Genomic DNA, 13,386 nt, shown 5'->3' with positions numbered 1-13,386 from the left:
AGGTGGTAGCAAATGATTGAAAAAACAATAGGAGAACTGTTTGTAATCGGTTTTGATGGTAAAGTTATTCCCGAATCCATCAAACAGCTTATCCACAATTATCATATCGGTGGCATTATTCTTTTTACTCGTAATATTGGAAGCCCTGATGAAGTGCTTGCGCTAACCGCTTCTTTGCAGAAAGAAGCACGAGATGCAGGATGTGAACGTCCACTACTCATTTGTGTTGATCAAGAAAATGGTACAGTACGACGTCTCGGAGAAGGAACGACAATATTTCCTGGAGGCATGACGATTGGCGCAAGTGACAGTGAAGAGAATGCATATCAGATAGGTTATGCTAGCGGAAAAGAGTTAAGAGCATTGGGGATTAATTGGAATTTGGCCCCAGTAGTTGATGTGAATGTAAATCCAGATAATCCAGTTATTGGTGTTCGTTCTTACGGAGAATCACCAGAACGTGTCACTCGTTTAGCGAAAGCAGCGGTGAAAGGTATGCAAGATGCAGGTGTTGTGACGACGCTCAAACACTTTCCTGGTCATGGTGATACAAAAGTGGATTCGCATTTAGCCTTACCTGTTATTCCCCATAATATAGGGAGGTTAGAGGATATCGAGTTACGGCCTTTTCGAGAGTGCTTGGAATCCGATGTGATAATGTCTGCACATATCTATTTCCCTGCATTGGAACCCGCAAAAGATAAACCAGCTACATTATCCAAAGAAGTAATGACGGGATTGCTTCGAGATAAATTAGGATATACCGGGCTAATTACGACGGATTGTATGGAAATGAATGCGATTTCGGAAACAATTGGTACGGAGAAAGGAGTCGTTGCCGCGTTACAAGCAGGTGTGGACCTAGCAATGGTATCGCATACGTTGCAGAAGCAAATTGGTGCTCTAAAAGAAGTGAAACTAGCAGTAGAGTCAGGGGAATTGAGCAGAAAATCTATTTTATCATCGGTAAAACGAATTAGGCGTGTTAAAGATACATATATCAATTGGAATAATACCGTTTTAGATTCAAGTGCAAGTGTACCTTCTTTTGTCGGAGGAAATGACCATCGTGAATTGGCTAAGGAAGCTTATCGTCAAGGTGTGACAATGGTTTATAATCATGGGCTGATACCGATTGATAGTGGTAGCGATATGGCAGTAGTCACACCATTAGCGGCTGTACAGTCGGCAGCAGAGGATTCGTCGCATGCAGCAATTCGTCTTTATGATGTAATTTGTGCATATCAGCCACATGCCAAAAATATAACATTAACAGAGGATTGGACGGAAGAATATATACATGAACAAATAGAACATTGGAAGCAGTACGATGCAGTTATATTCGGTGTCCAATATTTAGCCCAACATCCAGTTCAACAATTGTTTTTAGAAATACTTGCCGCAAATGATGTTCCAGTAATCGCAATCGTAATGAAAAGTCCTTACGATGTAGCTATACTCCCGGAGCTTCAAGCATGTATATGTACATATGAAGTATCTTACCCAGCATTGGAAGTAGCTGCGAGTGCTGTGTTCGGGAAAGGCGACATTCTAGGTGGTCTACCAGTAACAATAAATTGAAACTTCATTCCGTGTGGGGTTACTGCCTGTTACATGCAAGATAGATAAAATATTTTGGGGGAAGTATCAATTAGCTGCAGCGCTATTCGAGAAGGAGTATATACCATGGTACAAATTGTAAAGAATGCAACGCTAGTAAATGGAGCAACCGTAGATATAGTAATTGATAATCAGCGAATTGTAGAAGTAGCAGAAACGACTACAGTTCAAGGTGATGTAATTTTTGATGCAGCTGGTATGTATGTTTCCCCAGGTTGGATTGACCTTCATACACATGCATTTCCAAAATATAAACCGTATTGTGCGATACCAGATCAAATTGGCTACAAAACAGGTGTAACCACGATTGTAGATGCTGGTAGCAGCGGTGCAGATAACGTTGATGAATTCTACCAAATTGCACAAGCGGCAAAAACGAGAGTCTTCGCTTTTTTAAATATATCCCGAATCGGACTGATGCGTCAGGATGAACTTTCAGATTTAGGTAATCTATCATTTGACGCGATTCAGCAAACAGTGGAGAAATATCCGCAATTTATAGTTGGATTAAAAGCCCGAATGAGTGCAAGTGTTGTTTGTGGGAATGGCATACAACCGTTGATTATAGCTGAGACTTTTCGTAATAAATTAGCACTGCCATTAATGGTGCATGTCGGTACAGCTCCGCCTGAATTAAGCAAAGTATTAAGTTATATGAAAAAAGGAGATATTCTAACGCACTGTTATCATGAAAAAGAAAATAATCATATTTTTAGAGAAGATGGATCTGTAGAGCCCTCATTATTAGATGCTATTGATAGAGGGGTGTATTTAGATGTTGGTCATGGAAGCTCGAGCTTTTCGTTTAGAATTGCACAAAAAGCGAAACAACAAGGAGTCTACTTTGATAGTTTAGGAACCGATATTTATCAAAACAATCAAAAGAATGGACCTGTCTATAATATGGAAACAACATTAAGTAAATTTTTAGCGTTAGGATATAGTTTAGAAGAGGTCATCGAAGCGGTTACGATAAAACCAGCAAAAATATTAAGTAAACCGGAATTAGGAAGCTTACAACCTGGATCGATTGCAGACTTAACTTTTTTCACAGTAAAAGAAACATCAAAAAAATTAACGGATTCATTCGGTGCGAGTATTCATGGAGATTCACTTATTAATGCTGAAGCAGTCATCATAGGAGGGAATTATGTTGAACTTGAAAAAAGTGATTAATGCAAGTGGAAGAATGAGTATATTGGGTGTGTCTACGATGTCTGATTATGTGCTCGAAGGCATTGCTAGAGGAGGAAGACACTATTTTAAAATGGAAGAACTAGTGCAGGAATCCGGACAACAAGTAGCGAAGTATGTACATACAGAACATGCGTTAATTACAAATTCTGCATCCGCAGCGATATCCCTTGCAGTAGCAGGGGTTATATCAAAAGATGATCGCTACCTTGTTGAGCACTTATATGAAGATGCTTTTCTTCAACGAGAAATATTAATTATGAAGGGGCATCAAGTAGATTATGGAGCTCCGGTAGATGTGATGATACATGTAGGCGGTGGAAAACCTAAAGGGATAGGGTATGCGAACGGCTGTCGCATCGATCAAATCGACCAGTCAGTATCGGAGAATACAGCAGCAATTCTCTTTGTACAATCCCATCATTGTGTGCAAAAAAATATGCCTTCGTTACAAGAGGTAAGTGAATGGGCACGTCAAAAAAATCTTCCACTTATAGTTGATGCAGCGGCAGAAGAAGATATTACTGGATATGGAGAGCTCGCAGACCTTGTAATCTTTAGTGGTTCCAAAGCGATTCAAGGTCCTACATCTGGCATATTAGCTGGGAAAACTGAACTTATAAAGTATGCAACTCTCCACATGAAAGGAATCGGAAGAGCAATGAAAGTAGGGAAAGAAGCTATCTTCGGACTGTTGCATGCATTAGAACAATTTGTCACCGAAAAAACGGATGTATCGCACCAATTAGCAGATTTAGATAAACTAAAGCAACTGAACGAATGGAGCGGAATCAAGATAACTATTGAGGCTGATGAAGCGGGAAGAGAAATTTACCGTGGGAGAGTACATATTGGTGCAGAAGCCCCTTTGGATGCTTCAACATTAGTAAATCAATTAAAAGACGGAATTCCTGCTATTTACACAAGGGATTACCACGCAAATGAAGGACATTTTGATATTGACCCTCGACCATTATTGCCAGGAGATATGGATATTATTGTACAAAAAATTTCTAACCTAATAGGAGGTGGATGAGATGGCTCATAACTTTTATAACGGTCGAATTTGTTTAAATGTATTAGCTGCCGATATAACAAATGCTAAGGAAATCTATGAAGCAACCGATGGTCATGTACTCATTGGGTTATTATCTAGCAATTATAATAGTGTACATGAAGCGTTAGAAGATATAAAAGTATATGATAAAGAACTAGATGGAGCCATTTCACTCGGCTTAGGTGGAGGGAACCCAGAGCAATGGAAGATGGTTGCAGATATTAGTCGTGAATATCAACCGAGGCATATTAATCAAGTTTTCCCAAAAGTAGGATATACAAGAGCTACTGTAAACCATTCCCAAACGATGATTAATAGCCTTGTAAAACCTACGGGGCGACCTGGTTTTGTCGATATTGCTACAGGTCCAACGAATAAAGATCCAATCATTGTGGAAGTGGAAGCAGCGATCCAGTTATCAAAAGAAATGGGCGGGAATTCACTGAAGTTTTTTCCGATGGGCGGAACGAGTCGTTTAGAAGAGTATGAAGCAGTAGCTGAGGCTTGTGCTAGAGAAGGCTTTTATTTAGAGCCAACAGGGGGTATAGATGTACAAAATAGTTCGCAGATTATGGAAATTGCCCTCCGAGCAGGTGTGAAGAAAGTTATTCCACATGTCTATTCTTCTATTATTGATGCGTCTACCGGTCGTACGAAGTTAGAGGATGTACAGTCTATCTATCATTTTGTAAAACAATTAGGAGATCAGTATGGCGAATAAAGTGAAGGCATTTGGAGAGGTAATGATGCGACTACATGTTCCAGGTAACAAGAAGTTGGAGCAAACTCGCGCATTAGATATGTCTTTTTCAGGTACAGGAGTGAATGTGCTTACTGCTTTAGGAAAATATGGCAACCAAACGAGCCTCATAACATCATTGCCTGATAATAATATTGGAGAAGCAGCTTTATCGTATTTGCAATCGTTAAGAGTTGGAGTGCAAGACATTCGTCGAGATGGCGACCATATCGGGATGTTCTTTTTAGAAGATGGTTTCGACTTGCGTCCATCCGTAGTCACATATACCAACAGAGAAATCAGTGCCTTTCACCAAGCAGTAGCATCGGATTATCAGATGGAACGTATATTACTAGATACAGATATGGTTCACTTTTGCGGCATCGGATTAGCAGTGTCTGAGAATGCTAGAAATACGATGTTTTCTATCGCAGAAAAAGCAAAGGAACGTGGAATTTTAGTAGTATTTGATTGTAATTTCCGGCCGAAACTTTGGAAAAATAATATCCAACGAGCGAGAAATGATTATCAACAAATGTTGCAGTTAAGTGATGTATGTTTTATGACGGAAAAAGATGCTATACACGTTTTAGGCTACGCTACGGATGAGGTAGAGCGAAAGTCACAAATCCAAAACCTTATACCAAAAGTAGCAGAGAAATATGGAATTCAAACAATAGCCGGTACAATAAGAGAGCAATTACAAGATAATAAGCATGAGATAGAAGGATTTTTATATACAAATGCGAATTTTTATTTCTCTAAACGTTATGTGTTTCGAATTTTCGATCGTATTGGTGGAGGCGATGGATTTGCGAGTGGTATAATGCATGGATTACGTCAACAATTCTCGAAAGAAGATATCATTCAATTTGCCATGGCTGCCGGAATTTTAGCACATACAACTTATGGTGATTCGCCAATTTCATCTGATAAAGAAGTATGGGCTTTAGTAAGTAATCATGATCCCGATATAGAAAGGTAGATCAATCATGAAATTAAATTTAAGGGAAGGTTCTTTATATATTCAAGTGAAAGACATCTTGAAAGAAAGAATTATTAATGGACAATATAAGGTCAATGCTCTGATTCCGTCTGAACCAGAATTGGAGAGGGAGTTTGAAGTAAGCAAAATAACGATTCGTAAAGCAGTAGAACAGCTTGCTCAAGAAGGCTATGTAGAGAAAAGAAGTGGTATCGGCACAACGGTTTTGGCGAATCAGGTGGTTTCCAAATTATCGAAAGGACAACGTTTTTCTGAATATTTAATTGGAGAAGGTCATCAATTACGTAAGAAGTTTATTGATTTAACAGTTGTTGAAGAACTTTCGGAGCCGCTACATCAATTAAACAGTAAGGAAGTCTATTGTATTGAACGCCTATATATACTAAATGGTAAACCATATATTCACTTTCGCCATTATATATCTGCACATATTGCACTTCCAAAAGACCCGGAAGTGTTTGTTAATTCCCTTTATGATATGTTATATCAGCAAGGGGTTCGATTTTATCGGTTTAAAGATGAATTCGGTGTATCTGTTCCTGAGCAAAATGTTGCCGAACTGCTGGAAGTAGAGAAACAACCGTTATTACAACGTGAACGTTATTCATATGATAGTAGAGACCGGCTTGTGGAGTATTCGTTTGCATATTATAATACTGAGCTTCATAAATATATCGTTAATTTTAATATGTAAATCAATTTCATAATAAGATATTTTATGTGAAATCCGAATGTTAGCTGTTTTGATGTTCATTAAAGACGGACGCTTTCCGCAGGCACGGCTTCAGCTAACTTGAAAAGAAGAACACTTTTCAAGTGTATCTTCAGCTCGTGCTATTCCTGCTGGAATCGCCGTCTTCCATTACAATCAAAGCCAAGTTATTGATATAACCCATACATTATTATATAAATATTACTAAAATGTTCGTTTTTTAAATTAAACCTAGCACTTATGTGAAAATCTTTCGAACCTATTTTTATGAAGTCTACTACTGTTTATACCAATGATAGGCTTCTTTTGCCATTGGTGCAGGAATGTCAGCAAGGGTCTTCACATACACAGGTTTACCGCGATTGCTTGTTTTAAGAGTAATTAACCCAAGGCGACGTTGAATGATATTTTCTTCCACGGAAAACTCAATCGCTTTATGACGCTGGGTAACTAACGTAGTGATTTCCCAACCACCAGTTTGTAATTGAATAAATGATCCATTAATCGTAAATTTAGCAAATCGATAATCGAGATAACGTCCCATGATGGTTAAAATAAGCAAAACAATAGATGTCCACCACCACTGTGGGAAGAAATATAGAATAACTCCTGTGGCGATAATCCATATCCATGGAATATGGAGCATTCTTGCCACAAGCGATGAAGTTGGCATTCGTTCCATTTCTGTCGTAATTTCAAAACCTGGCAGTAATTCTTCTACTAAAGAGAGCGCTCTTTTGGTAGGTAGGAATGGATATAGAGAATTAACTGGGTCCCCAGAAAGCTCCATTTCACCAGCGCTAATTAATTTTACGCTTGTTACTCCTAATAGGCGTTTTAATATCGATTGGCGCATTTCAATGGCTTGAACGTTCTTTTTTCGGATGGAGAAATGCTTCTCACTAAGCACACCTTGAGAAATATAAATTCGCTCTTCATCGGAAGCAATCTCATACTTCCCATACTTTAAAAATGTTTGTATAACGCCAAAAGCAATAGACGCTAAGATAAGTAGTGTGATCGCAATGACAAGTACCATCCACGAGTTAGATATGAACTGGTAACCGTCTTCGAGATAAGTACTGATATCATAAACACTATCAATCTGTTGGAAAATCGATAACAAAATGGGAACTAATACAATGTAACTTGCTGATAGTATTGATGCTTTTAATACATCTTTGCGTGTCGGTATAAAGTGAATTCTTCGTTCAGAATGTTTTTGCTCTGATTTAATGTTGCGTTCATTTTCGGTTTGTGATGTCTCTGTTAATGCTTGATCTTCTTCAACTTGTTCTATCTTATGATCGGTTTTTCGGTATCGGTCGATAATACTTTCTATTTTCTCTGCATCTGCTAAATGGAGAGCAGGGAAGGTGAATGAAGCATCATCACCTCCTGAACCAGTCTCAAGCACTAAAGAGGTTACATGCAAAAAGCGAAAGTAAAAGGGTGTATTCGTCTTTACATTTTGGACTCGATCAAAAGGTAAATACCGTTGTTTAATTACAAATGCACCTTGTCGGATAACAATCGATTTTTCTTTTACTTCATATGAAGTTCGGAACCACCTTACGATAGCGGTTATAATAAGTAATATAAAGATTGTAATTAGAAGGTATCTGCCGATCACTACCCAGGTTGATGTTGATCCTATATTAATTACAAAAAAGATTAGTATTAAAAAGAATAGATCTTTAATCGAACGTAAAATGGATGAAGCAATCATTAATGGATGCATGCGTTTTGATTGCATCATTCCTCTCCTTCCTCATTATTAATATTTGCCAATTCAGCGATTTGGTCTCGTATCGCTCGAGCTGTACCTTCTGGAATAGCTGGAATTTCATGTGTAGAAGCCATCGTTCCGATAGATAAGGTATGTAAATTATATTTACGCAGTAGCGGTCCCTGTTTCAAACCGACATACTGAATTTTTGTCATAGGAATGACGATATGAACAAGCTTCCATCGACCATGTTTAAATTGTACAAAGTCCTCATCTACTTGATAGCGCCAATATTTCTGCAGCAAATAAGGTTCTAAATAGATGGACCAGATAATATCAAGTATACTAAGCGCAATTAGCCCCCATAATACATATGCTATCCAGTCATACCAAGAAAAATATGTATGTGCGATTAATAGTGCAATTAATATAATAAATGCTACTGATAAAATAATACTGTTCATCGTACGCCAAACAAATATAGCTTTTTCAGATATTCTCTCTGTTGGTTCTTCTATTTGATTGTGCATTTTCAATCTCCTTTCTAAATTATCCCCTTGTAACAGGCAGTAATATCCCACTAAATGATGTTTCACTTTATTCATACGATATACTTTAGCAATAAGTTTCACATTCTCTCGTCTATTATAGCTGAATAAACCAAAATAGAAAGTGGATACTAAACCTAATTAAATAAGTACTGAGGTGTATTGATAATGATGAGAGCTGTAACTTATCAAGGTCCAAAAAAGATAGAGATCAAGCAGGTAACTGCACCGACAATTGAAAAGCCCGATGATATCATTGTAAAAATTACATCAACTGCAATATGTGGGTCAGACCTTCATTTATATCAAGGTCATTTCCCATTGCCAAAGGGATATATTATTGGGCATGAACCAATGGGAATAGTTGAAGAAGTAGGTGCAGAGGTTACGAAAGTGAAAAAAGGCGATCGCGTAGTAATTCCATTTAATGTTTCATGTGGCCACTGCCATTATTGTCATCATGAAATGGAAAGTCAATGTGATCATTCTAATCCTCATTATGATTCTGGTGGCTATTTTGGCTATTCAGAGAAATTTGGGAATTATCCAGGTGGGCAAGCCGAATATTTACGTGTGCCATTTGGTAATTTCACTCCTTTTTTAGTCCCTGAGTCATGTGAATTAGAAGATGAATCCCTCTTATTTCTTTCTGATGTTTTACCTACTGCGTATTGGAGTGTGAGAAATGCAGGAGTCAAACAAGGAGATACGGTAATAGTGCTAGGAAGCGGTCCAGTTGGGTTAATGACTCAAAAATTTGCTTGGATGGAGGGTGCTGAACGAGTTATTGCGATAGATCATTTGGACTACCGTTTGAAACATGCGAAAGAGAAAAACAAAGTTGAAACATTTCAATTTACCAGGTTCCCGGATATGGGAGAGCACTTAAAAGAAATCACGAAAGGCGGGGCTGATGTCGTAATTGATTGTGTTGGGATGGATGGGAAAAAGTCCCCTGTCGAATATGTGGAACAAAAACTCAAACTTCAAGGCGGTACGCTTGGCCCAATACAGATAGCTACGAAAGCCATACGTAAATTTGGTACGGTTCATCTTACGGGCGTGTATGGAGGAAATTACAATGCATTCCCATTGGGTGCTTTTTGGGTGAGGAATATCCAAATAAAAATGGGTCAAGCGCCAGTTATTCATCTAATGCCGGAGCTATATAAGAAGGTTAGCGATCAAGAGTTGGACCCAACAGAAATCATTACACAAAGACTGCCCTTAAAAGAAGCAGCTCAGGCATATCAAGTATTTAATGATCATGAAGATGACTGTATTAAAGTAGTCTTGAGACCATAATTAATAAAAGTACCCGGTATAATGATAATCATATAGCTAGAGATAAAGTTACGGTGCTTTATGAAAGACCTTCTACAGGGTACTTTATTTAATTTAGTGTAGCGGGTTATTCGGCGTTTGTTGTACAGTTGTATAGCTATTTAACATATTGATCATATCTTCCTCTGCTAATTGAGGAACCTGATAATATGCGTGTTTATTTTGATATAAGAAAATCTCGTAGCTAAGTTCAATAAAATTCGGTACTGTATCAGCGATTACTCTACGTAATACTGGGTTGGTCATCTCCACTGCTGTCATAGCGAGCAAGGATGTTAATGATTTAGCATTTCCAAGCATATAGGCAGAGATGCCTTGATCCGATAATTCACTGGTCGAAGCATTCGGTTTCTTAGGTTTACCAGCTTGAATACCATAAACAATATTATTGGATTGTTGCATTTTGTATTCTTGTGTGGGTACTTTAGGATCATGACCTGTTTGAAAAGATTCAACAATCGTATTATAGGTTTTCGTTACAAATGTTGTTTGACGTTGCAAAATATCCTTTAGTGCAGGGTCTTGGATATGTTGTTCATACATTTGATATTGGTCAAGCATGCTAATGATACCAGCAATGACTTCATGGGCATCAAATAACTCATGACCGCCGTGATTTAAACTTTGCCCAGGTTTTGTCATCCCAGCTTGATTAGATGGCTGTTTCATTTGATTTGGTTGATGATTTCCTAAATTTCCTTGCCCTTGATTCATTGGTTGCATAGATATTCCTCCTTAATATGAATGTCACATCGTTTTTACTTTCCCCAACATTTTATTTTTCATGAATGGTTCATCGTACATATTCTTTTTTAGGGATGGTTACGCTAAGGGCATCTTATTTATTAAAGGAAGATCAACAATGAAGCCTATACACCCAGTAAGTTACTCCGAGCATGAGGAATTAAAAGCTGTTATCCTTTGCCGTCCAGCAGAAGTATCCATTTCCGAGCCAAAAGTATTGGATGAAGTACGTTGGAGCGGTGCTGTACATGTAAAAAAAGCAGTTGAAGAATTTGAGATTATGAAGCAGGCTCTGGAAGTAGCTGGGGTCGAAGTTATTGAGTATAGTTCGTATTTATCGGAGAATGACCAAGCATTAAGTAAACAATTAATTCATCGCGTTTTTGTGCGTGATTTAGCTTGTGTATTTGGAACAACCATGATTCCCGGTGAAGCAGGTACATTTATGAGAAAACCAGAGTATATGCAATCACATATATTATTTCAAGATTGGTTCCCAGACTCGTTTCAAATAAGAGAAAACAACGAATTAAAAGCATTAGAGTTTGGAGATGTTATGGTCTTAAATAAAAATGCTGTACTTATCAATGCAGGGATGAGAACAAGTTTAGATAGTGTAGACCAAATAAAACAAACTATCTTTTCTAGTGGTTTTTCAGAAATTGCTGTGATTAATTTACCAAGAAACTCCGATACGATGCATTTAGATATGAATGGGAATGTCGCTGGAAAAGATGTGTTTATTGCCAAGGCATTCATGCGACATTTTCCCGTACATGTATCGATGGAAGCAAACACGCGGTATGAGATGTTGGAGACGTTCCTGAAGCGGCATGGTTTTGATATACATTGGCTACACCAGTATGATTCATTGCCAGATATTAATTATCTTAATCTCAACCCTGAGACAATATTAATTAGCAAGGCGGCACATACACAACGATTAAAACAACATTCACAAGTAGACAAGTTAAATTTTATCGAAGTTGAAGTTTCCGAGTTAGAAAAAGCCGGAGGTGGAATTCGTTGTATGACACTTCCACTTGTGCGTAAGGGATAGGTTTCTTTGTAAGTTAGGATTGAGAAAGAATTGGCGTATTATTTCATCTTCGTAAGGTTGGATATCCTTTGTTTAAAACGGGTAAATGGACATTTACTTAAGCTATGGTCATCTTCACCAATGAAGTACTGTTTCCATTCGTGATTATCGGTGTTCCCATACCATTTTAATTCAGGGTGAACCGATGTAGAATCGAATGCTTGTAAACGTTGGCGGATGACCTTTTTCATTTTCCGACCATATGCAGTGGAAGCATTCAGTTCATCAAAAACAAGACGAGGTTGAAAAGCAAGCATCATATAGGGGAAATATCTACTTTTTCGCAACTGATGAACAGGAGTTGCACAAAAAACGAAATAGGGTTCTCCGCCGAAGCAAAACTCCCATTCATGATGTTCTGGATTATCCGGTATATTTACTGGCCAATCAGATGTATCGTAGTTCGTTACATCAGACAACAAATCCCAAAATAAATCTTGATAATTCTCCATCGTTGCCTGTGTCTCATCCATATGGAGAAACATAACAAGAGAAGTATATTGCCCGATAGCTTTAGAAATATCTCCATATTCTTTTAGTGATGATGCCAACATCTTCGTATCGTCAACATCATCAAGAAAGCCAAATCGTAACCTATTGTTCTTTAATCCTTGTCGTGCAGGTACACAAGGATAGTCGTTTTTTTCACCAATCATGAATTGAAAATATTGGTAAGCATCTTGTTTCCAAGGAGAAAGTAACTCCCAATGTCGTTCTATTTTTACATTATCAAAAAGTATGCTCATGTAAATCCTCCTCCTAAAGATAGCTTATTAGGAGAAGGTCATTTAGGTGCATGCCTAAAACAGTATATATTGAATGGCTCTAAATGCCTCATATCCGAAAAATATTCCAAAACCGATAAGCACGATACCTGCAATGATAGAAATCCAATAAAGAGCTTTACTGTGAAAGAATTTCCGAAAGCTTGTCGCTACACTTGCCATAAAAATATCCCACAAGATAATACCGAGAAAAATACCAGAACTGTATATGAGTAATTGACTATTAGTTGAAGTTTCAGTGGTTTTAGCTAACACGGAACCATAAATCCCAAGCCAAAAAATAATACTTATTGGATTAGAAATGGCTATGATAAATCCCGTTCCAAATGAGTTGAATTTTGATGTGGATTCAACGTTTGATGTGTTACTCAGCGTAGATTTGGCTTTTGTTAAAGATTCAATCCCAATATAAAGTAAAATAAAACATCCAAATACCCAAAGAAATGTTTTTACAAACGGTGTCGTTAGGAAGGGAGCCACACCAAAATAAATTAGTAACATAAAAATCACATCTGCAAACATTCCACCAACTCCAACGAGCCAGGAATGAAAAAAACCTTGATGAATACCTTTATCTAATTGTGCTGCATTTATCGGTCCAATCGGAATAGATAGAGAAAGACCTAATATTACATAGCTAAAGAACGTCTGCATAAGTGATGCCTCCAATGCCTAATTTTCTTTGTTTTATATCTATTCTATTCTATCTAACAGCTTGTACAACTAAAAATTTCAATAAAAAACGTGTAGAAGCTATGATTGTTTCTACACGTTTGGATAGTATATATTTTTTTAAAAGGAAGGCGCTA

13 protein-coding genes are annotated in these 13,386 nt (G+C 37.7%); 8 read left to right on the top strand and 5 right to left on the bottom strand.

Annotation, left to right across the window (positions count from 1 at the left end):
* The first annotated feature begins 12 nt into the window (after positions 1-12).
* The 6 genes from AQ616_RS01505 (at position 13) to AQ616_RS01480 (ending at position 6,310) form a co-directional block, all read left to right on the top strand.
* Positions 13-1,581, top strand: coding sequence for a glycoside hydrolase family 3 protein (locus AQ616_RS01505; RefSeq protein ID WP_069684845.1), 1,569 nt, complete (start codon positions 13-15; stop codon positions 1,579-1,581).
* Positions 1,582-1,686: 105 nt separating this feature from the next.
* Complete coding sequence (locus tag AQ616_RS01500) at positions 1,687-2,796, top strand: amidohydrolase/deacetylase family metallohydrolase (protein ID WP_017798440.1); 1,110 nt, start codon at positions 1,687-1,689, stop codon at positions 2,794-2,796.
* The gene (locus tag AQ616_RS01495) at positions 2,771-3,850 is read left to right on the top strand and encodes a DgaE family pyridoxal phosphate-dependent ammonia lyase (RefSeq protein ID WP_017798439.1); all 1,080 of its coding nucleotides are present in this window, start codon (positions 2,771-2,773) and stop codon (positions 3,848-3,850) included. The genes AQ616_RS01500 and AQ616_RS01495 overlap by 26 nt, the downstream gene beginning before the upstream one ends.
* Positions 3,843-4,592 carry a 2-dehydro-3-deoxy-phosphogluconate aldolase gene (dagF, locus tag AQ616_RS01490; protein ID WP_397351686.1) on the top strand — a complete coding sequence of 250 codons (750 nt, stop codon included), beginning with the start codon at positions 3,843-3,845 and terminating at the stop codon, positions 4,590-4,592. Before AQ616_RS01495 ends, dagF begins: the two co-directional genes overlap by 8 nt.
* Entirely contained in the window at positions 4,582-5,595 is a 1,014-nt protein-coding gene (locus AQ616_RS01485; protein ID WP_069684843.1) for a sugar kinase, read from the top strand. The genes dagF and AQ616_RS01485 overlap by 11 nt, the downstream gene beginning before the upstream one ends.
* Before the next feature lie 7 nt (positions 5,596-5,602).
* Entirely contained in the window at positions 5,603-6,310 is a 708-nt protein-coding gene (locus tag AQ616_RS01480; RefSeq protein ID WP_017798436.1) for a GntR family transcriptional regulator, read from the top strand.
* 295 nt (positions 6,311-6,605) lie between these two features.
* Here AQ616_RS01480 and AQ616_RS01475 read toward each other — a convergent pair whose 3' ends face one another.
* Complete coding sequence (locus AQ616_RS01475; RefSeq protein WP_069684842.1) at positions 6,606-8,084, bottom strand: PH domain-containing protein; 1,479 nt, start codon at positions 8,082-8,084, stop codon at positions 6,606-6,608.
* On the bottom strand, positions 8,084-8,662 hold the full coding sequence (locus tag AQ616_RS01470; RefSeq protein WP_240490451.1) for a PH domain-containing protein: 579 nt from the start codon (positions 8,660-8,662) through the stop codon (positions 8,084-8,086). Before AQ616_RS01470 ends, AQ616_RS01475 begins: the two co-directional genes overlap by 1 nt.
* A gap of 114 nt (positions 8,663-8,776) precedes the next feature.
* Between AQ616_RS01470 and AQ616_RS01465 the strand changes: the two genes are divergently transcribed.
* A complete protein-coding gene (locus AQ616_RS01465; protein ID WP_026133841.1) occupies positions 8,777-9,910 on the top strand; it encodes a zinc-dependent alcohol dehydrogenase in 1,134 nt (377 codons plus the stop codon).
* A 93-nt stretch (positions 9,911-10,003) separates the two neighbouring features.
* Here the strand turns inward: AQ616_RS01465 and AQ616_RS01460 are convergent, their stop codons facing one another.
* Positions 10,004-10,672 carry a spore coat protein gene (locus AQ616_RS01460; protein WP_017798432.1) on the bottom strand — a complete coding sequence of 223 codons (669 nt, stop codon included), beginning with the start codon at positions 10,670-10,672 and terminating at the stop codon, positions 10,004-10,006.
* Between the two features lie 139 nt (positions 10,673-10,811).
* Between AQ616_RS01460 and AQ616_RS01455 the strand changes: the two genes are divergently transcribed.
* Positions 10,812-11,753: an arginine deiminase family protein gene (locus tag AQ616_RS01455; RefSeq protein ID WP_017798431.1), complete on the top strand. Its 942-nt coding sequence runs from the start codon at positions 10,812-10,814 to the stop codon at positions 11,751-11,753.
* Positions 11,754-11,791: 38 nt separating this feature from the next.
* Here the strand turns inward: AQ616_RS01455 and AQ616_RS01450 are convergent, their stop codons facing one another.
* Together AQ616_RS01450 and AQ616_RS01445 are read right to left on the bottom strand one after the other, a co-directional pair.
* Positions 11,792-12,538 (bottom strand): YqcI/YcgG family protein, encoded by a 747-nt coding sequence (locus AQ616_RS01450; protein ID WP_069684841.1) that lies wholly within the window; start codon positions 12,536-12,538, stop codon positions 11,792-11,794.
* A gap of 54 nt (positions 12,539-12,592) precedes the next feature.
* A complete protein-coding gene (locus tag AQ616_RS01445; RefSeq protein ID WP_069684840.1) occupies positions 12,593-13,231 on the bottom strand; it encodes a LysE family translocator in 639 nt (212 codons plus the stop codon).
* Between the last annotated feature and the right edge of the window lie 155 nt (positions 13,232-13,386).

The sequence above is a fragment of the Oceanobacillus sp. E9 genome (assembly GCF_001741975.1).
Lineage (GTDB): Bacteria > Bacillota > Bacilli > Bacillales > Amphibacillaceae > Oceanobacillus > Oceanobacillus kimchii.
The sequence above is the reverse complement of the archived record's forward strand: the minus strand, read 5'-3'. Positions and strand labels throughout refer to the sequence as shown.

Excerpts from the sequence above, each read along its gene's own strand:
- AQ616_RS01455 (WP_017798431.1), top strand. The coding sequence starts at position 10,812 with ATGAAGCCTATACACCCAGTAAGTTACTCCGAGCATGAGGAATTAAAA.
- AQ616_RS01475 (WP_069684842.1), bottom strand. The coding sequence starts at position 8,084 with ATGCAATCAAAACGCATGCATCCATTAATGATTGCTTCATCCATTTTA.
- AQ616_RS01470 (WP_240490451.1), bottom strand. The coding sequence starts at position 8,662 with ATGAATAAAGTGAAACATCATTTAGTGGGATATTACTGCCTGTTACAA.
- AQ616_RS01445 (WP_069684840.1), bottom strand. The coding sequence starts at position 13,231 with ATGCAGACGTTCTTTAGCTATGTAATATTAGGTCTTTCTCTATCTATT.
- AQ616_RS01500 (WP_017798440.1), top strand. The coding sequence starts at position 1,687 with ATGGTACAAATTGTAAAGAATGCAACGCTAGTAAATGGAGCAACCGTA.
- AQ616_RS01465 (WP_026133841.1), top strand. The coding sequence starts at position 8,777 with ATGAGAGCTGTAACTTATCAAGGTCCAAAAAAGATAGAGATCAAGCAG.
- AQ616_RS01450 (WP_069684841.1), bottom strand. The coding sequence starts at position 12,538 with ATGAGCATACTTTTTGATAATGTAAAAATAGAACGACATTGGGAGTTA.
- AQ616_RS01460 (WP_017798432.1), bottom strand. The coding sequence starts at position 10,672 with ATGCAACCAATGAATCAAGGGCAAGGAAATTTAGGAAATCATCAACCA.
- AQ616_RS01495 (WP_017798439.1), top strand. The coding sequence starts at position 2,771 with ATGTTGAACTTGAAAAAAGTGATTAATGCAAGTGGAAGAATGAGTATA.
- AQ616_RS01485 (WP_069684843.1), top strand. The coding sequence starts at position 4,582 with ATGGCGAATAAAGTGAAGGCATTTGGAGAGGTAATGATGCGACTACAT.
- AQ616_RS01480 (WP_017798436.1), top strand. The coding sequence starts at position 5,603 with ATGAAATTAAATTTAAGGGAAGGTTCTTTATATATTCAAGTGAAAGAC.
- AQ616_RS01505 (WP_069684845.1), top strand. The coding sequence starts at position 13 with ATGATTGAAAAAACAATAGGAGAACTGTTTGTAATCGGTTTTGATGGT.